20 protein-coding genes are annotated in these 16,799 nt (G+C 53.5%); 18 read left to right on the forward strand and 2 right to left on the reverse strand.

From position 1 onward, the window contains the following. Positions 1 to 5: 5 nt before the first annotated feature. The 7 genes from L971_RS09740 (at position 6) to L971_RS09770 (ending at position 7,136) form a co-directional block, all read left to right on the forward strand. Positions 6 to 1,511, forward strand: a complete 1,506-nt coding sequence (locus tag L971_RS09740) for an ABC transporter permease/substrate-binding protein (RefSeq protein ID WP_047375576.1) — start codon at positions 6 to 8, stop codon at positions 1,509 to 1,511. Then, on the forward strand, positions 1,508 to 2,395 hold the full coding sequence (locus L971_RS09745) for a diacylglycerol kinase family protein (RefSeq protein ID WP_024370229.1): 888 nt from the start codon (positions 1,508 to 1,510) through the stop codon (positions 2,393 to 2,395). The genes L971_RS09740 and L971_RS09745 overlap by 4 nt, the downstream gene beginning before the upstream one ends. 111 nt (positions 2,396 to 2,506) lie before the next feature. Continuing rightward, the gene (locus L971_RS09750) at positions 2,507 to 3,859 is read left to right on the forward strand and encodes a sodium-dependent transporter (protein ID WP_024370230.1); all 1,353 of its coding nucleotides are present in this window, start codon (positions 2,507 to 2,509) and stop codon (positions 3,857 to 3,859) included. A gap of 145 nt (positions 3,860 to 4,004) precedes the next feature. Further along, complete coding sequence (locus tag L971_RS09755; protein WP_024370231.1) at positions 4,005 to 4,721, forward strand: 5-bromo-4-chloroindolyl phosphate hydrolysis family protein; 717 nt, start codon at positions 4,005 to 4,007, stop codon at positions 4,719 to 4,721. Then, positions 4,705 to 5,940 (forward strand): toxic anion resistance protein, encoded by a 1,236-nt coding sequence (locus L971_RS09760; RefSeq protein WP_024370232.1) that lies wholly within the window; start codon positions 4,705 to 4,707, stop codon positions 5,938 to 5,940. Before L971_RS09755 ends, L971_RS09760 begins: the two co-directional genes overlap by 17 nt. Before the next feature lie 51 nt (positions 5,941 to 5,991). Then, positions 5,992 to 6,567, forward strand: a complete 576-nt coding sequence (locus L971_RS09765) for a deaminase (protein WP_024370233.1) — start codon at positions 5,992 to 5,994, stop codon at positions 6,565 to 6,567. A 212-nt stretch (positions 6,568 to 6,779) separates the two neighbouring features. Beyond that, on the forward strand, positions 6,780 to 7,136 hold the full coding sequence (locus L971_RS09770; RefSeq protein ID WP_024370234.1) for a hypothetical protein: 357 nt from the start codon (positions 6,780 to 6,782) through the stop codon (positions 7,134 to 7,136). Between the two features lie 154 nt (positions 7,137 to 7,290). Here L971_RS09770 and hisJ read toward each other — a convergent pair whose 3' ends face one another. Beyond that, the gene (hisJ, locus tag L971_RS09775; RefSeq protein ID WP_047375578.1) at positions 7,291 to 8,106 is read right to left on the reverse strand and encodes a histidinol-phosphatase HisJ; all 816 of its coding nucleotides are present in this window, start codon (positions 8,104 to 8,106) and stop codon (positions 7,291 to 7,293) included. 109 nt (positions 8,107 to 8,215) lie between these two features. Between hisJ and L971_RS09780 the strand changes: the two genes are divergently transcribed. From L971_RS09780 to hisE, 10 genes are read left to right on the forward strand one after another with little or no spacing between them, the layout of a single operon-like run. Beyond that, positions 8,216 to 9,139 (forward strand): ATP phosphoribosyltransferase regulatory subunit, encoded by a 924-nt coding sequence (locus L971_RS09780; protein WP_024370236.1) that lies wholly within the window; start codon positions 8,216 to 8,218, stop codon positions 9,137 to 9,139. Next, positions 9,136 to 9,744, forward strand: coding sequence for an ATP phosphoribosyltransferase (gene hisG / locus L971_RS09785; protein ID WP_024370237.1), 609 nt, complete (start codon positions 9,136 to 9,138; stop codon positions 9,742 to 9,744). The genes L971_RS09780 and hisG overlap by 4 nt, the downstream gene beginning before the upstream one ends. Next, a complete protein-coding gene (gene hisD / locus L971_RS09790; RefSeq protein ID WP_047375580.1) occupies positions 9,741 to 10,955 on the forward strand; it encodes a histidinol dehydrogenase in 1,215 nt (404 codons plus the stop codon). The genes hisG and hisD overlap by 4 nt, the downstream gene beginning before the upstream one ends. Continuing rightward, the gene (locus L971_RS09795; RefSeq protein ID WP_047375582.1) at positions 10,952 to 11,968 is read left to right on the forward strand and encodes a histidinol-phosphate transaminase; all 1,017 of its coding nucleotides are present in this window, start codon (positions 10,952 to 10,954) and stop codon (positions 11,966 to 11,968) included. Before hisD ends, L971_RS09795 begins: the two co-directional genes overlap by 4 nt. Next, positions 11,955 to 12,542 (forward strand): imidazoleglycerol-phosphate dehydratase HisB, encoded by a 588-nt coding sequence (hisB, locus tag L971_RS09800; RefSeq protein ID WP_024370240.1) that lies wholly within the window; start codon positions 11,955 to 11,957, stop codon positions 12,540 to 12,542. Before L971_RS09795 ends, hisB begins: the two co-directional genes overlap by 14 nt. After that, entirely contained in the window at positions 12,539 to 13,126 is a 588-nt protein-coding gene (gene hisH / locus L971_RS09805) for an imidazole glycerol phosphate synthase subunit HisH (protein WP_024370241.1), read from the forward strand. The genes hisB and hisH overlap by 4 nt, the downstream gene beginning before the upstream one ends. Then, complete coding sequence (gene hisA / locus L971_RS09810) at positions 13,104 to 13,817, forward strand: 1-(5-phosphoribosyl)-5-[(5-phosphoribosylamino)methylideneamino]imidazole-4-carboxamide isomerase (RefSeq protein ID WP_024370242.1); 714 nt, start codon at positions 13,104 to 13,106, stop codon at positions 13,815 to 13,817. Before hisH ends, hisA begins: the two co-directional genes overlap by 23 nt. Further along, entirely contained in the window at positions 13,810 to 14,577 is a 768-nt protein-coding gene (hisF, locus tag L971_RS09815; RefSeq protein WP_024370243.1) for an imidazole glycerol phosphate synthase subunit HisF, read from the forward strand. The genes hisA and hisF overlap by 8 nt, the downstream gene beginning before the upstream one ends. After that, positions 14,526 to 14,858, forward strand: coding sequence for a phosphoribosyl-AMP cyclohydrolase (gene hisI, locus L971_RS09820; RefSeq protein ID WP_024370244.1), 333 nt, complete (start codon positions 14,526 to 14,528; stop codon positions 14,856 to 14,858). The genes hisF and hisI overlap by 52 nt, the downstream gene beginning before the upstream one ends. Next, a complete protein-coding gene (hisE, locus tag L971_RS09825) occupies positions 14,855 to 15,163 on the forward strand; it encodes a phosphoribosyl-ATP diphosphatase (protein WP_024370245.1) in 309 nt (102 codons plus the stop codon). Before hisI ends, hisE begins: the two co-directional genes overlap by 4 nt. A gap of 40 nt (positions 15,164 to 15,203) precedes the next feature. On the opposite strand, the gene L971_RS09830 is transcribed toward hisE, so the two are convergent. Further along, complete coding sequence (locus L971_RS09830; RefSeq protein WP_024370246.1) at positions 15,204 to 16,127, reverse strand: hypothetical protein; 924 nt, start codon at positions 16,125 to 16,127, stop codon at positions 15,204 to 15,206. An 88-nt stretch (positions 16,128 to 16,215) separates the two neighbouring features. Between L971_RS09830 and L971_RS09835 the strand changes: the two genes are divergently transcribed. Next, positions 16,216 to 16,770: a sugar O-acetyltransferase gene (locus tag L971_RS09835; RefSeq protein ID WP_024370247.1), complete on the forward strand. Its 555-nt coding sequence runs from the start codon at positions 16,216 to 16,218 to the stop codon at positions 16,768 to 16,770. Positions 16,771 to 16,799: the final 29 nt, after the last annotated feature.

A 16,799-nucleotide genomic window follows, 5' to 3' on the forward strand; every position in this document is an offset into this window, starting at 1 on the left:
GGTCGATGCTTGAAACGTTTCAAAATCGCCGCGGAGAGCTCGTTGAAGCGCTCATCGAACACTTACAGCTCTCTGTCGTTTCTCTTTTAATCGCGGTGTTGATCGCTGTGCCGCTTGGAATTTGGCTCACACGCCGTAAGAAAGTCGCAGAGACGGCAATCGGTGTCACAGCAATCATTCAAACGATCCCGTCCTTGGCCTTGCTCGGTCTCATGATTCCGCTCGTTGGGATCGGGGCGCTGCCGGCGACAATCGCCCTCGTCTTGTATGCACTCCTGCCGATCCTGCGCAACACGTTCACGGGATTGAACGAGGTCGATAAGTCATTGCTCGAAGCGGCACGTGCCTGCGGGATGAAACCGAATCAAAGTTTGCTGAAGGTCGAACTCCCGCTCGCACTGCCTGTCATCATGGCGGGGATACGGACGGCGATGGTGCTCATCGTCGGAACGGCCACGCTCGCTGCTCTCGTCGGGGCCGGTGGTCTCGGGACACTCATCTTGCTAGGGATCAACCGGAACGATAATTACTTAATCCTGCTCGGCGCGATCCCGGCTGCCATTCTCGCCCTATTGTTTGATTTCTTGCTTCGTCAAATGGAAGGCGCGACTGCGACACGTAATCGAACGAAACTCATCGCAGTTTCCTCTATCCTTGCGTTGATTATCGCGGCCCCGCTCGCGTTTGGCCGGACGCAACAGACGGACCTCGTCGTCGCCGGTAAGCTAGGACCAGAACCAGAGATTTTAATGAACATGTATAAACTGCTCATCGAAGAAGAAACGGATTTAAGCGTCTCAGTCAGACCGAACTTCGGCGAGACGACATTCGTCTGGGGGGCGCTCCGCTCCGGCGATGTCGACATTTATCCGGAATTCACCGGGACGGTACTCGCCAGCCTCGTTGACGAGACACCGAACTCGAACGATGCGCAAGAAGTATACGAACAAGCGCGTGACGCCTTGGCTGAAGACGGTTTCGTCTTGCTCGAACCGATGCAGTTCAACAACACGTACGCGATTGCCATTCCGCGAGATTACGCGGAAGCAGAAGGCATCACGACGATTTCTGATTTACGGAACGTCCAAAACGATATTCAGGCCGGGTTCACGCTTGAATTTACGGACCGTGAAGACGGCTATCCAGGATTACAGCAAGCTTACGGCCTTGATTTCCCATCAGTGACGTCGATGGAGCAAAAGCTCCGCTACCGGGCCATCGCCCGTGGAGACGTCAATCTTGTCGATGCGTATGCGACCGACCCGGATATCGCCGAAAACGATCTCGTCGTCTTAGAGGACGATCAACAGTTCTTCCCACCTTATCAAGGTGCGCCTTTGTTGAAAGCTGAGACGCTCGAAGAACATCCTGAAATCGAGGACGCCCTCAATCAGTTGGCCGGTCTCATTACGGATGAAGAAATGTCCGAGCTGAATCGACGCGTCGCCTACGGGAATGAACGCGCCTATGACGTGGCGAAAGACTTCTTAGAGGAAGCAGGGTTGTTATGAAGGCACTCGTCATCTCGAACCCGTCATCTGGGACGTCCGAGACGATGCTCGGGGAGGTCGTCGCCACGGTCGAGTCACTGTACGATGAAATCCATATTCAAAAGACGTTAGCCGAAGGGGACGCCTCACGACTCGCTCAAGCAAGTAAATCGTATGATCATTTACTCGTCATTGGGGGAGATGGGACGCTCCATGAAGTCGTCAACGGGTTGATGCATCTCGCCAAAGACGAGCGGCCAAGCATCGGGTTGATTCCAGGCGGTACGTGCAACGACTTCGCACGTGCCCTCGCGCTCCCGGTCGAACCGGTGGAGGCTGCCCGCATCATTAAAATGAACCATACGGAAAGTGTCGACGTCATGCGCATCAATGAACGTTTTGGTCTCAACTTTGTCGGTGTCGGCTTGATTGCCGATGCGTCGAGACAGATCGACCCGATTCAAAAAGAGACGCTCGGTTCCATCGGATATTTTTTGGCGACGATTCGCCAATTTCGAGAGCTTGACCCGTTCAACGTTCGAATCGAACGGGACGGGGACATCGTCCATGATGGGGCGGTCAGCTTTTTATATATCGGGAACGGGGCTTACTTGGGCACGGTTCCGACGAAGCTACCGACCCAATCGTTCAACGATGGGCTCGTGGAAGTCGTCCATAGCTCGGCGATCGGCTTCCCGATGATCCGTCAGTTGCTAGCGCAACAACTCGGGCTCGAACAATCGTCCGACGAATGGGTGCATCTCCAAATGAGCGATCTGACAATCCGATTGGAAGAGCCACAACTCATCGATGTCGATGGGGAACATTTCACAACCGATGAATTGCATATTGACGTCCTTCCGAACGAGCTGGCTTTCTTCGTGCCGACCCATGAAACCGTTTAAAGAGAAAAGAATTCAGACTTTTCTCTTTTTTTTGTTGTCCTCGATTCTGAACCGTGTTAGTATTTCACTATTATTATGAAAATGAAATGAAAACAGGAAGTAGGGATAGGAATGGCGCAAAACTCGTTCGCCTCAAAAATTGGATTCATCTTAGCGGCCGCAGGGTCGGCAATCGGTCTCGGAGCGATATGGAAATTTCCATACGTAACCGGTACAAGTGGAGGCGGCGCCTTTTTGCTCATGTTTTTGGCATTTACGCTTTTGCTCGGATTACCACTTTTAATCGGTGAGTTCATCGTTGGACGTTCGACACAACGGACGGCGTTGCTCGCATTTAAAAAGCTTGGCCACGGTCGCTGGACGTTGATCGGTTACCTCGGTGTCATCGCATGTTTCTTATTGCTCTCATTCTACAGCGTCATCGGCGGTTGGGTACTCATTTATGTCGGTCTCGGTTTGAGCGGGACGCTCAGCGGTCGTTCACCTGATGAATTCGGCGCCGTCTTCGGGGACGTCGTCTCGACGCCGGGCATCGCGGTGTTCGGACAGTTCTTGTTCTTGTTGATCACGCTCTTGATCGTCTTAAAAGGTGTTGAAGCCGGAATCGAGCGTATGAGCAAGATTTTAATGCCGCTTCTGTTCGTCAGCTTCATCGTGCTCGTCATCCGTTCCTTGACGCTAGACGGGGCGATGGAAGGGGTCCGTTTCTTCTTACAACCTGACTTCTCGGCACTCACAGGAGAATCGGTGTTGTTCGCGCTCGGGCAAGCGTTCTTCTCGCTTTCGCTCGGTGTGGCGGCGATGCTGACGTACGCGTCTTACATTCAGACGAAAGGGACGCTCAACCGCTCGGCCAACATGATCGTCCTGTTGAACATCACAGTATCGCTACTAGCCGGTCTCGCGATTTTCCCGGCAGTGTTCGCGTCAGGGCTTGACCCGGCGGAAGGCCCGGCGCTTCTGTTCGTCGTATTACCTGCCGTCTTCAACCAAGTGCCGCTCGGCGGCTTCTTCATGGTACTGTTCTTCTTACTGTTCACGTTCGCCTCGATCACGTCATCGATTGCGATGCTTGAAGTCGTCGTTGCTGGTGTGACGGACCGCTTGAACGAGAAGAAACAGACGTTGTCAAAACGAAACGTGACGCTCTTGTCCGCTGCGGTCGTGTTCGCAGTCGGAATTCCGTCCGCGCTCTCGTTCGGTGTGATGAGCGAGATGCAATTCTTAAATGGGCGCACGTTCTTCGATTCGATGGATTACATCGTTAGTTACATCTTAATGCCAACAGGCGCGTTGCTCACATCAATCTTCGTCGGATATATCGTCGACCAACGCATCTTGCAAGAAGAAATTCAAACTTCAGACACAGGTAAGAAACTATATCCGGTATGGCGTTTCTTGATTCGCTATGTCATCCCGGTCACAGTTGCCATCGTTATGGTGTCGACGTGGCTCAACACGTAAGCAAGGGGCTCTCCCCTTGCTTTTTTTCGTACTTGCGACCGAGAGAGTGAGGCGAATCGTTGTGCTAAGCTTAGAAAGATGACGAAACTTTTTTTGACGGGTGACGTAAGGTACAATAGAAGTATCACGAGACGAGGTGAAACGAATGAAGACATGGATGAAATGGGCCTTAACCGGCGCAGTTTTATATTTTGCCATCAGTGTGTTTGATTTTTCTTGGCTGTTCATCATCGTCGGGGCACTCGTTTTGAACGAGGTGTGGTCGACAAACAAACGACGGAATCGCAATCCGGCCCCGATAGCCAAACGAGCGAAAAAGAAACTGTTACTCGACGAGGAAGAGACGTTCGTCGGGTCACGCATCTTGAAACCGATAGAGGAACCGGCTCCGGCCCGTCAGTTCGAGGCGACCGACGACTTAGAACTTCAATTTTTGCAACGAACGATCGAGCAAGGATACGAGAAGTTGCAACAAATCGACCGCGTTCTTCCCGAAATTAAAGACATCGAGGTCCGGCGTGAGATGAAGGCGGTATCGAAAGAAGCGCATGACCTATTCGCCGAACTGTTCGAGAACCCGCAAGACGCCAAACACGTCCGCGACTTGTTCACATTTTACTTGGACTCGCTCGTATCGGTCGTCTTGAAATTTAAAGAATTAGAAGGAAAACGTGTCGTCATTCAAGAAGAGACACGAGAGCAGCTGATCACGAATATGCGACTCATCGTCGACAAGTTCAAAGAACAGCGCGGCCGTCTATTAGAAGACGACGCTGTCGACTTTGAACGGGAATTGATCATGATGGAACGCGTATTGGCAGATCAACCAGAAGGGAGAAAAAAACATGACTTCATCGAATGAAACGAACTGGCAGTCATGGCCAGAAGAAGAACTCACTTCGGAGACGAAGACAAAAACAGAGACCGAGACGGAGTCGATTTCTGACCCGTCGATGGATTGGTCGGCGATGACGGCGAAGCACGAGGTGCCAGCCATCCAAGTAAAGCCTGACGTCCCAGACCAACACCGTGAGCGAATCACACGTCTCGCTGAGTCGATTGACATCAAAAAGACGGATTCCGTCATGTTGTTCGGTTCGAGCGTACAGCGCGAGCTGTCCCAATTCTCTGATCAAATCTTGACTGAAGTCCGGATGAAGGATGGCGGCGACGCCGGCAAACTGTTATCCGATTTGATGCAAAACGTCCGTAAAATGGACCCGGACATGCTTCAACCGGAGAAAAAGAGCTTCGTCGACAACTTGCCGCTCATCGGACGAGCGAAGAAAAAGGCGGAGAACTATAAGCTCCAGTTCGAGAAGATGAACGTCTATCTCGAAGAGGTCATCCATAATTTAGATCGTGCCAAGTTCGGTCTCATGAAAGATATCACGATGCTCGACCAGATGTATGACAAAAACAAACGGTACTTCGAAGAGTTGAACGTGTATATCGCAGCGGGGGAGACGAAACTTGATCACGTCCGCGACCACGAGATCGCGCCGCTTCGTCAAGAAGTGGAGCTGTCGAGAGACCAAGTGAAACTGCAACAACTGAACGACATGATTCAATTGGCCGACCGGTTCGAGAAGAAGTTGCATGATTTGAAGCTCAGTCGGACGATCAGCTTGCAAATGGCGCCTCAAATCCGCGTCATTCAGCAGAACAACCAAATCTTGGCCGAAAAGATCGAGTCCGCTGTCGTCAACACGATTCCGCTTTGGAAAAACCAGGTCGTCCTCGCGCTCAGCCTGACGCGTCAAAAGACGGCGCTTCGGATGCAGCAAGACGTGACGAAAACGACGAACCAATTGCTCGAGCAAAACTCGAAGATGTTGAAAGACTCTTCGATTGAGATTGCGAAAGAGAACGAGAAAGGCATCGTCTCGGTCGAATCATTGAAAGTCGCACACGAGAACTTGTTGTCGACGCTTGACGAGACGCTCCGCATCCAGCAAGAAGGGAAGCAGAAACGTCGTGAGGCCGAGCGTGAACTCGACCGGATGGAACATGAGTTGAAAGAAAAAGTCATCGAAATCGCAGCAAAAAACAAAGAGTTACCGAAAGATACAGGGTATTGACCGGGGAAAGTCTGAGCAATCGGACTTTCCTTTTCCTTAAGGAGGATACATATGGAGAAACAACGATTATGGGATGAGACGTGGTTACAGTTCGCCGACATGATGGCCGAGCGTCACTCGAAGTGTGCCTCAAAGAGTGTCGCTTGTGTCATCGTCAAAGACGAGAAACCGATTTCAATCGGGTTGAACGGTACGCCGTCCGGTCACACGAACTGTAATGAGATTTTTTTGAAACGAGACGACGGTTTCTATAAACGAGCGGAATATGTACGTGACGAGACCATCGATTTGATGGAGCCCGCAGTGCAACTCGTCCATGAAGGTGTGACATTTGTTAAATGTCACGACCCGTATGAGCATCACAACTGGTCGAAACAACATGAGATTCATGCCGAGATCAATGCGATCGGGAAACTCGCCGCCGATTCGACGAACGCGTTCGGGGCGACGGCGTACGTCACACACTCGCCTTGCCACGCTTGTTCTCTCGCCCTGATTGCGTCGCGTGTCGCTCGCGTCGTCTACGCAGTCGGATATGAGCACGGCGACGGGCTTGATTTGATGCGAGAGAGCGGGATTGAAGTCGTTCACATGCCACTTGAAAAAAGTTATAAAAACACATTGTAAACGTTTACATTCGGTGTTATATTATTAATGTACTGCCAATGGTGTTTTACTCTTCCATTATTCGCCCCTCCTCGGAGGGGCCTTTTTTTGTCACTTATTCAATTGTGTCCATCCGGTGAGACAAAGTTTACACATAATGTTCAATATTTCACAAACTATTCCCGTCATCGTCTTTTATAATAAAAGTAGATAAACGAGAGGGGATATGGAACATGGAAAAACTAGTTCGTTTCACTGACGGTGCCTATGAAGTGGAAGCAGTAATCACACTTGAGGAAGTGTGGGAAGATAAATTCGCGATCGGGACGCATAAAGAATTGGCGGTCAAAGCGCTCAAGATTAACGGGAACGACATCTCGGAGATGAAGCACGTCCGCGCGCTGCTCCGTTACTATCCGACGCTCGGTGTGTCGGGCATCTTGCTCGCGCTCGACGATGCGGCAGCAGAGATTGTCCGCATGTCGGGGGACACGGACCCGGCCTTACAATTCGTCGAACTCGTGGCGTTACAGATGGACGAAGCCGCAACGAAAGAGTTGAAAGAGTTGTATGCAGCGATGACGGTATAAAGATGGCCTCTGTGCCATCTTTTTTCATTTTATACTTGCAACACGTAATCAGTGTGGTATTATAATCAATAGATGAAGAAATGGAACGCCATATCGTTATCGACAACCAAACATGGGGATCTAGATAGCTAGATCGCTGTTAAAGAAGCCACGTTCAACGGAACGTGGCTTTTTTTTGTATATCTTCAAAATTACGACCGACATCCATCGCGACGTGAGCGTCAGAACCGAGGACGAGCGGGATGCCGAGTGTGATTGCTTCTGTGGCGACGGCTTCCGCGTACACTCGGCCGCAATCCACTTTTCGAAGGCCAGCCGTATTCAAGTCAAGACCGAAACCGTGGGCTTGAATCGTTCGCAACAGGCGCTTCTCAACGTCTTTGACGTGTTCACGCTCCCATACATACTGTTTTTCGTATTTGATCGGCAAATCCAAGTGTCCGATCCGCTTCACGTTCAATCGTTCCCATTCAAATTTAAGCCCAGCCTCGAGTGATTCATAGTAAGCACGCACGACCGCCTCGAACGAGCCGAGACGCTCGACGAGCACATCAAACGTCTCGAGCGAGAAATCGACCGGGAAGTACTCGTCTTCTATGAGAAGGAAATGTTGCGACAAGATCGTTTCGTCTAGGGCTGCGGCATACGGCTCTAATAAGGAAATCGTCTCTTCAGCGAATCCGGGAACAAAGTCAATCTCTAGGCCGACACGGATATCGAGCTCACCGGCATACGACTGTTTGAGTTGTTGAATCGCGTCAAGATAACGAGGGAGGACATCGAGTGCCATCGCTGAATCCTGATCCGGGACCGGGTCGGTGAACCGTTTCGGGAACGGGGCGTGTTCGGTGAACGTGATCGTCTTCAAACCGCGTGCACGGGCAGCCGCGACGTACGCCTCTAACGCGTCCCTCGAGCCGTGCGGACAAAAGGGGGTATGGATGTGGCCATCATGGGTAAAGTCAATCATCGAGCAACCTTCCTTTCGAGTTCGCCGGTTGACAGCACCGGCTTCGTTTGATAAATTTAACACACTACTTTAGTTTGGTAAAGTGATAACAAGATAAAGGGTGATATAGATGATTTGGTTCAATACGAAAGGTTCCATCCCGGAAGGATGGCACGAATTAGAAGATAAGGACGTCGTACGTCCGAAACAATGGATGCTCTCTTTCCTCGAACAGGCGACGACGAACGGATATCGCGTCATCGAGCCGCCGCTTGTCGAGTACTATTCGCATTACCAAGATCTCGCTTTATTCGATGAATCGGCCTATTATCGGTTGTTCGGCAACGATGGGGAGTTGCTCGTCATGCGACCGGACTATACGCTTCAAATCGCACGGAAACTAGCGGATGGTAGCGAGCCGATGCGTGTTGCCTATGCCGGTGCCGTATACCGCAGGACCCCAAAACATTCGGGCCAGCCGCACGAACGGCAACAACTCGGACTTGAATGGATTGACGGTGAGGCGGCCGACACGGAATTGATTGAATCGTTCTTATCGATGACAAAAGACATCATGCCTCGCCGAGGATTGCGCATCCAAGTCGGCTCGGCCGCACTCGTCGCATCAATCGCCGAGGCGGCAGGCATACCGGAACGGACGCTCAGACAATATTTGGCGCTCCGAAACCTCGAGTCGCTTCGCGAGCTTGCCGTGACGTATGACTATCCACTTATCGCCAAATTGCCATTCTTGATTGGCGATTCGGCCGTTGAAGAATTGAAACAAGAAGCCGATTCGAGCCTGACGGGTAACATTGAAGACGTCGAGCGTGCCGTCTTGCATTTGCGGGCCATCGGATTGAACGCTTCCTATGATTTTGGACAGACTGGCGATTTCGATTATTATTCGGGACTGACCGTCACTGGAACGATGGACGGGCGCCGTGTCTTGTCTGGCGGACGCTACGACTCGCTTTATGGCCACTTCGGTCAATCGCGTCGCGCGTTCGGGTTATCACTCGATTTAGAACAGTTAGGTGAGGTGATTTCATGAAAGTAGCAATCGCGAAAGGTCGCATCGAAAAAGCGGCACGAGACTATTTCGAACAAGTCGGACTGACCGTCTGGCCGGAGAAACGCGGCCGTGAGTTGACGGTCGAAGTCGACGGGCACGAGTTCATCTTCGTCAAAGGCGACGACGTCTATAAATACGTCATGCACGGCGCGGCAGACGTCGGTATCGTCGGCGGTGACATTTTACGTGAGAAGACACCTGGTGTCCTCGAAGTCGTCGACTTGCCGTTTGGCCGTTGCCGCATGGCGGTATGCGGTCCGAAACAACGGAAGAACGGGACGAAGAAGTTGAAAGTCGCGAGCAAATATCCGAACATCGCCATCTCGCACTTCGCATCGAAACGACAAAACGTCGAAGTGATCGCATTGAACGGGTCCGTCGAACTCGCTCCATTGACCGGCCTTGCCGACTGCATCGTCGACATCGTCGAGACGGGGGCGACGCTTCGGGCGAACGACCTTGAAGAATATGAGACGATTTTTGATATTAACGCCAAGTTCATCACGAGTGAGACGGCGCTCGCGAACGATCCGGACGAATTGAAGGCATGGATTCGTCGTCTCAGCAAGGAGGAAGGCGCATGAGCTCACAAAACCGGACACGACGTGAAACTTGGGCCGAAGCGGTCAAACCGATCCTTGAGGCCATCGAGGCGAGAAGAGACGAGGCACTCCTCGAATACACGGTTAAGTTTGATGGCGTCAACCAAATCGAAGCTGTCGATTTGACTACGTTCACACCACCGACGGAATATGACGAGCTGACGGACGCGTTGACGCTCGCCGCAGAGCGGATTCGTGCGTTCCACGAACGCCAACGCCGGGACGACGACGTCTTCGAAGACGAGATGTTCCGACTGGGCCGCCGTTACATGCCGCTCGACTCGGTCGGGGTGTACGTTCCGGGTGGGACGGCTGTCTATCCGTCTAGCGTCTTGATGAACGTCATCCCGGCAAAAGTGGCCGGCGTGAATCGTGTCGTCATGGTGACACCGCCAAAACCGGATGGAATTGACGTCTCCTTATTGATTGCCGCTAAAATCGCCGGGGCCGATGAATGCTATCTCGTCGGTGGCGCCCAAGCGGTCGCGGCGCTCGCGTTTGGCACGGAGACGATTCGGCCGGTCGATAAAATCGTCGGGCCAGGGAACGCCTACGTCGCCACCGCCAAAGCGCTCGTCTCTCACATCGTCGGAATCGATTCGGTGGCAGGACCTTCCGAAGTGCTCATTATCGCCGACGAGACGGCTAATCCGAAATGGGTCGCGGCCGACCTCCTCGCCCAAGCCGAGCACGACGTCGAGGCGACGGCGCTCGCGCTCGTCTCGACAGACCGGATGGCTCGCGCCGTCAAGGAAGAGCTCGCACGTCAACTGAGCGACCTCCCCCGACGAGACATCGCCATCGAGGCGCTCGAACGCGGTGGTGTGGTCGTGAAGTCAAAAGATGAGGCGATTCGCCAGGCGAATGAGATGGCGGCCGAACACGTCCAACTCGCCGTCGAGAATCCGGACGATTATATGAGACAAATTCGTCACGGCGGTTCATTCTTCCTTGGTCACGAGGCGGCCGAAGCGTTCGGTGACTATATTGCTGGACCGAACCATGTCCTGCCGACGAGCGGGACGGCTCGATTCTCGAGCGGGCTGTCGGTCGATGACTTCTATCGGCGTCAGACGTTCCTGCAAATGACGGAACTCGACGAGACGGTGACACGGGCCGCCATCCGGATCGCCAAACAAGAACAGTTAGAAGGGCATGCTCGAGCGATGGCGGCCCGATTGGAGGATCTATGAGACAACGATACGAAACGATTCCGCGTTACGTCCCACATGCGGTCAAGGGACATGCGTTAAATCAAAACGAGAGCCAATACGAACTTCCCGAGCGAATCCAAGACAAGATTCGTTCAATCGACTTGACCGGTTTAAGCCGTTATCCGGTCGAAGAGTTGATTCGCTTGAAACAACGTTATGCCGAATACGCGGGCGTTGAAGCGAACCAATTGATGGTCGGCAGCGGCAGCGATGAGTTGCTCGCGATACTTTGCCAGGCACTTCTCGACGTCGATGACGTCGTCGTCGCACCGCTTCCGGACTTTTCGATGTATGGCATTTATGCACACATCGCTCGAGGGAACTTCGTGCAGCCGGATGAGGACGGATTATCGTTCCAATCACTCGTACAGACGATCGAGGAGAACCATCCGAAACTCGTCCTCGTCTCAAACCCGAACAATCCGACGGGGAAAATGTGGACGCTTGACGAGCTCGCGATGGTCGCAGAACGGGTGCCATATCTCGTCGTCGATGAGGCGTATATTGACTTCACGATGGACGATTCGTTCAAACCCCGTCTCGCTGATCATCGAAACGTCATCATTCTTCGAACGTTGTCAAAAGCGTTCGGGTTGGCGAATTTACGGATTGGTTTCATGATTGCGGACCCGGCATTGATCGAGAACATCGACCGCTTTCGCTCACCGTTCAACGTGAGCGGACTGAGCGCGGCCGTTGCGGCCGTCGTCTTAGAGGATGTGGCCTACATTCGTGACGCTGTCGCGTACCATAATGAACAACGTGAAAAACTGAAACCATTACTGGCACCGGTCGGGAAAATCCTCCCGAGTCGGGCCAACTTCTTATACGTCGTGACACGAGACAGTGAAGCGTGGGCGAGTCGGTTTCTTGCCAACGGGGTCCACGTCCGGGCCTTCTCCGATGGCATCCGTGTCAGTGCCGGGACGGATGAGGCGTATCGATTGATTCAACAAACGATAGAAGAGGTGAGTTCACTTGAGAACAGCTGAAACGAAACGCGAGACGAACGAGACAAAGATTGAACTGAAGTTAGATTTGAACGGGACGGGACAAAGCGATATTCAAACGGGCGTCGGCTTCTTCGACCACATGTTGACGTTGTTCGCTTTCCATAGCCAAATCGATTTATCGGTTCACGTCGAAGGAGATACGTGGGTCGATGCCCACCATACGGTCGAAGACGTCGGGATCGCCTTAGGACAGATGATTTTGGAGGCGCTCGGTGACAAGGTCGGGATTCGCCGCTACGGTACGAGTTACCTCCCGATGGACGAGACGCTCGCACGCAGTGTCGTCGACGTGTCGGGCCGGCCGTTCCTCGTGTTTAACGCCGACATCAAAAATCCTAAGCTCGGTGACTTTGATACAGAGCTTGCCGAGGAGTTTTTCCGCGCTGTCGCGATGAACGCCCGACTGACGCTGCATCTTGAGGTGCTATACGGCACGAACTCACACCATATGGTCGAAGGGTTATTCAAAGCGTTCGGTCGCTCGCTCGCCGAAGCGATTGGACAGGACGGGTCGAACCGCCTGCCTTCAACGAAAGGACGGATCGAAGGATGAACGTCGCGGTCATTGATTATGGGATGGGGAACGTCTTCAACGTCGAACGGGCGCTGAAAGCAATCGGTTGTCACGTCGTCATCACGAACGATGCGACGGAAATTGAGGCGGCCGATGCGATCTTGCTACCAGGTGTCGGCGCTTTCCCGCAAGCGATGGCGTCCCTCCATGCGACGGGACTCGTGCCGTTGTTGAAACGGATGGCGACGGAGAAACCGTTCCTCGGGATTTGCCTCGGCATGCAACTGTTGTTCGACTCGAGCACAGAAGGAATGTTGACCGAAGGACTCGGACTCATCGAAGGACGCGTCGAACGGATGCGAGCGAAGCGGTTGCCGCACGTCGGATGGAACTCGATTTTACGCGATGAGGACGTGTACTTCGTCCATTCGTATCACGTCGTGACCGCTGAGGCGAATATCGTCGCCTCAGCCGACTATATGGGCGAGCGCGTCCCGGCGATCGTACAGGACGGTCTTGTCACGGGGATGCAGTTCCATCCAGAGAAGAGCGGGACGTTCGGATTACGTTTACTAAAAGAATGGAAGGAGTCGGTCGAGCGTGAGATTACTACCGGCAATTGATTTAATCGATGGTAAAATCGTCCGTCTGACAGAAGGGGATTTTAATACAGAAGAACAGTACGGTGACCCATACGAAAAGTTGAAAGAGTGGCAAGGGCGTGTCCCGATGCTCCATTTGATCGACCTCGAGGGAGCAAAGGCGGGCGAGCCGAGACACCTTGACGTCGTCCGTTTCGCGAAAGAATGCGGATTTTTCGTCCAGACGGGCGGGGGCATCCGTTCAGTCGAAGCACTCGATGCTGTCATGGAGACCGGGGCCGACCGCGTCCTACTGGGGACGAAGGCGTTCACGGATCCCGATTTCTTGGATGCGGCGCTCGCCAAATACGGCGACCGCATTGCCGTCGCGCTCGATGCGTATGACGGGATGGTCGCCGTCAACGGCTGGCAAGAGGCGACGACGTTACGTGATATCGAGGCCGCGAATGATTTGGTCGCCCGTGGCGTGAAGACGATCCTTTACACAGATATCGGTTCGGACGGCAAACTGAACGGCCCGAACCTCGAGCGGATGCGCGCGCTCCGTGAGGCGGTCACGGTCACTCTCATCGCTTCAGGCGGGGTGACGACAGAGGCAGACGTCCAGGCACTAAGCGACGCGCAGATCGATGAGGCCGTCGTCGGCAAGGCGTTGCTTTCAGGAAAAGTCAGTCTCGACCAGTTGATCGAGTGGGAGGCGCGCCATGCTTAAACGACGCATCATCCCATGTCTTGATGTAAAAGAAGGACGTGTCGTCAAAGGCGTCGAATTCGTGGCGCTACGCGATATCGGTGACCCGGTGGAAATCGCGAAATATTATGACGCCTCCGGGGCCGACGAGCTCGTCTTTTTGGATATCACGGCCAGCACCGAGCGGCGCCAGACGATGCTCGACGTCGTTAGCGCCGTCGCCCGGAAAGTGTTCATCCCGCTCACGGTCGGTGGTGGTATCCGTTCGTTAGAGGACATCTCTTCGCTCTTGAAGGCAGGGGCGGATAAAGTCTCACTCAACACGCTCGCCGTCGAATCGCCTGATTTGATTAAACAGGCGGCCGAACGTTTCGGGTCTCAATGTATCGTCGTCGCCATCGACGTTCGCTTCGAGGACGGGGAGTACTTCGTCTACACGTATGGAGGCAAACAGAAGACGGAACTGCGCGCCATCGACTGGGCGAAACGAGTCGCCGAACTTGGGGCAGGGGAACTGCTCGTCACGTCGATGAACCAAGACGGGAAACAGAGCGGGTATGATTTGGCCATTCTCGAGCTTCTCCGTGACGCGGTCGATATACCAATCATCGCCTCGGGTGGGGCCGGCAACGCGAGTCACGTCGTCGATGCGCTCGAACGTGTCGATGCGGCGCTGCTCGCTTCGATTCTACATGACCGGAAAACGACAGTGGAAGAGGTGAAGCACGTATGCAGCGAACACAACTTGCCGATGCGGTTCGTTACGACGACAGTGGATTGATCCCGGCGATCATCGTGTCGACGGAAGATAACGCCGTACTCATGCTCGGCTATATGAACGATGAAGCGATTCAACAGACGCTTGAGACGAACACGGTCACGTTCTGGTCGCGCTCAAAAGGGCGGCTTTGGATGAAAGGCGAATCGAGCGGGAACACGCTCGAACTTGAAAGCATTCATGTCGACTGCGATCAAGACGCGCTCCTCGTCCGCGTCCGGGCCAATGGGCCGACGTGTCACACGGGTAATCGAAGTTGCTTTTTCACGGAGGTGGAAGGATGATTCACGAGTTAGAGAAGTTGATTCAGGAACGGAAGACGACACCGAAAGACGGGTCGTATACGACATATTTGTTCGAGTCAGGCGTCGACAAAATCGCCAAAAAGTTCGGCGAGGAATCGTTCGAGGTCGTGATTGCGGCATTGCAGGATGAGGACGTCGTCGAAGAGGCGGCGGACGTGATCTATCACTTGCTCGTCTTGCTCGCGGCGAAAGGTGTCTCGCTTGAAGACGTCGAGACGCTTCTCAGTGAGCGCCATGGGACGACAACACCGGCGAAACCACGCCGTGACGTCGAAGACTGGTAAGACGAGAAAGGAACGAAGCCTCAAGGCTCCGTTCCTTTTTTTAGCGATTGACCGAGGCGGCCATGCGGATATACGTATGACGCCGACCGCGGATGGCAATCGATAACGCTTGAATATTTTCCGGTGTGGCGATGCCTGACAGTCCAGCGTCCCCGATATGAAACACGTCCGTCCCACCACGTTTCGAGGACAAGGCGATTTCCCGAATCGTCGCCTCGTCGGCTCCTTCTTGTGAGGTCCCGATGGCGGCGACGACGAGTTTGCTCAGCGCTTGAATGTCGCGGGTGACTTCGAAAAACTCGTCTTCGCGAACACCAGGGACGGTACCTGGTGCCGGAATCAAGATGATATCGGCCCCGGCTTCAGCAAAGCGAGTATAAGCCTCGCGGTCGAGCACTCGGCCGACACCGGCTTGATGCATCTTGCCGGCGATGATGACTCCGGCAAACTCTTGACGGGCGCTGATGATGGCTTGCTCGATCGCCTCATTCGTCACGCCGGTGTTCGGGTTGCCGGTCAGACAAATAAAGTCGATGCCAAGTTCAGACGCTTTCGCGAACGCTTCACGTGTCGCGAGCCGTCCGTGCTTGACGTCATGCATTTCAGAAGACTTCTCGGAGAAGTCGACCGGTTCTAAATTGACACCGATCGGCAACCCGACGAGCCGTTTCAACTCTAAAATCGGATTGTCTGACATCGTTTCTTCCGGGTCGTTACCGAACAAGGCGTGACTTTCCAGTCCTTTCACGTACGGGTGAAACACGTCAAACATGTTGAGTAGGATCATATCCGCACCGAAGGCTCTGGCAAGTTCCGCATTCGTCACCTCGGGATACAACGGTTGGACGGTCGGGATGACCTCCGCGAGGACGGTGCGTCCTTCGGCTTTTCGAATGGACTCAATCAAATCGCTGCGGTTGAACGTCAAAAAGTCGCTGGCTCTGCAATCTAGAATACGTTTCATCTGTCAATTCCTCCTCAAGTTCGTCAACATCCTATTCCCCAATTCTGCTGAAAATCCTCTATACTGAAAAAGAATAGGGGGAAAGACGATGACGGAAAAAGAAAAGATGGTTCGAGGCGAGCGCTACCTTGCCGGAGATGAAGAGCTTGTGACCGCACGGCGCCATGCGCGTCGATTGATGGAGCAGTTCAATCAATCAGGCATCGATGACCTCGCCATTCGAAAAGAGACATTAAGCGAGCTGTTCGGGTCGACAGGGGAGTCGTTTTACTTCGAGCCGACGTTCAAATGTGATTATGGCTTCAATATCCACATCGGGGAGCGGTTCTTCGCCAATTTCGATTGTGTGTTTTTAGACATCTGTCCAATCCGGTTCGGTGACGACTGTATGCTCGGACCGGGCGTGCACGTTTACACGGCGACTCATCCGCTCGACCCGACGGAGCGCATCTCCGGCGTAGAATATGGGAAACCGGTCACGGTCGGACATCGCGTCTGGATCGGCGGTGGCGCCATCATCAATCCTGGTGTGACAATCGGGAATGATGCCGTGATCGCTTCCGGCGCGGTCGTGACGAAAGACGTGCCCGCCTCTACCGTCGTCGGGGGCAACCCGGCGCGCGTCATCAAGACGATCACATAATAAAGGAGGCCCCGCAAAATAGTTGCGGG

Source organism: Exiguobacterium sp. ZOR0005 (assembly GCF_000798975.1).
GTDB lineage: Bacteria > Bacillota > Bacilli > Exiguobacteriales > Exiguobacteriaceae > Exiguobacterium > Exiguobacterium aurantiacum.

Coding starts and splice junctions, on each gene's coding strand:
- L971_RS09780 (WP_024370236.1), top strand. CDS start 8,216: ATGATTTGGTTCAATACGAAAGGTTCCATCCCGGAAGGATGGCACGAA.
- hisD (WP_047375580.1), top strand. CDS start 9,741: ATGAGCTCACAAAACCGGACACGACGTGAAACTTGGGCCGAAGCGGTC.
- hisH (WP_024370241.1), top strand. CDS start 12,539: ATGAACGTCGCGGTCATTGATTATGGGATGGGGAACGTCTTCAACGTC.
- L971_RS09765 (WP_024370233.1), top strand. CDS start 5,992: ATGGAGAAACAACGATTATGGGATGAGACGTGGTTACAGTTCGCCGAC.
- L971_RS09830 (WP_024370246.1), bottom strand. CDS start 16,127: ATGAAACGTATTCTAGATTGCAGAGCCAGCGACTTTTTGACGTTCAAC.
- hisE (WP_024370245.1), top strand. CDS start 14,855: ATGATTCACGAGTTAGAGAAGTTGATTCAGGAACGGAAGACGACACCG.
- L971_RS09750 (WP_024370230.1), top strand. CDS start 2,507: ATGGCGCAAAACTCGTTCGCCTCAAAAATTGGATTCATCTTAGCGGCC.
- L971_RS09760 (WP_024370232.1), top strand. CDS start 4,705: ATGACTTCATCGAATGAAACGAACTGGCAGTCATGGCCAGAAGAAGAA.
- hisG (WP_024370237.1), top strand. CDS start 9,136: ATGAAAGTAGCAATCGCGAAAGGTCGCATCGAAAAAGCGGCACGAGAC.
- L971_RS09835 (WP_024370247.1), top strand. CDS start 16,216: ATGACGGAAAAAGAAAAGATGGTTCGAGGCGAGCGCTACCTTGCCGGA.
- L971_RS09745 (WP_024370229.1), top strand. CDS start 1,508: ATGAAGGCACTCGTCATCTCGAACCCGTCATCTGGGACGTCCGAGACG.
- hisF (WP_024370243.1), top strand. CDS start 13,810: ATGCTTAAACGACGCATCATCCCATGTCTTGATGTAAAAGAAGGACGT.
- hisI (WP_024370244.1), top strand. CDS start 14,526: ATGCAGCGAACACAACTTGCCGATGCGGTTCGTTACGACGACAGTGGA.
- L971_RS09740 (WP_047375576.1), top strand. CDS start 6: ATGCTTGAAACGTTTCAAAATCGCCGCGGAGAGCTCGTTGAAGCGCTC.
- L971_RS09795 (WP_047375582.1), top strand. CDS start 10,952: ATGAGACAACGATACGAAACGATTCCGCGTTACGTCCCACATGCGGTC.
- L971_RS09770 (WP_024370234.1), top strand. CDS start 6,780: ATGGAAAAACTAGTTCGTTTCACTGACGGTGCCTATGAAGTGGAAGCA.
- L971_RS09755 (WP_024370231.1), top strand. CDS start 4,005: ATGAAGACATGGATGAAATGGGCCTTAACCGGCGCAGTTTTATATTTT.
- hisJ (WP_047375578.1), bottom strand. CDS start 8,106: ATGATTGACTTTACCCATGATGGCCACATCCATACCCCCTTTTGTCCG.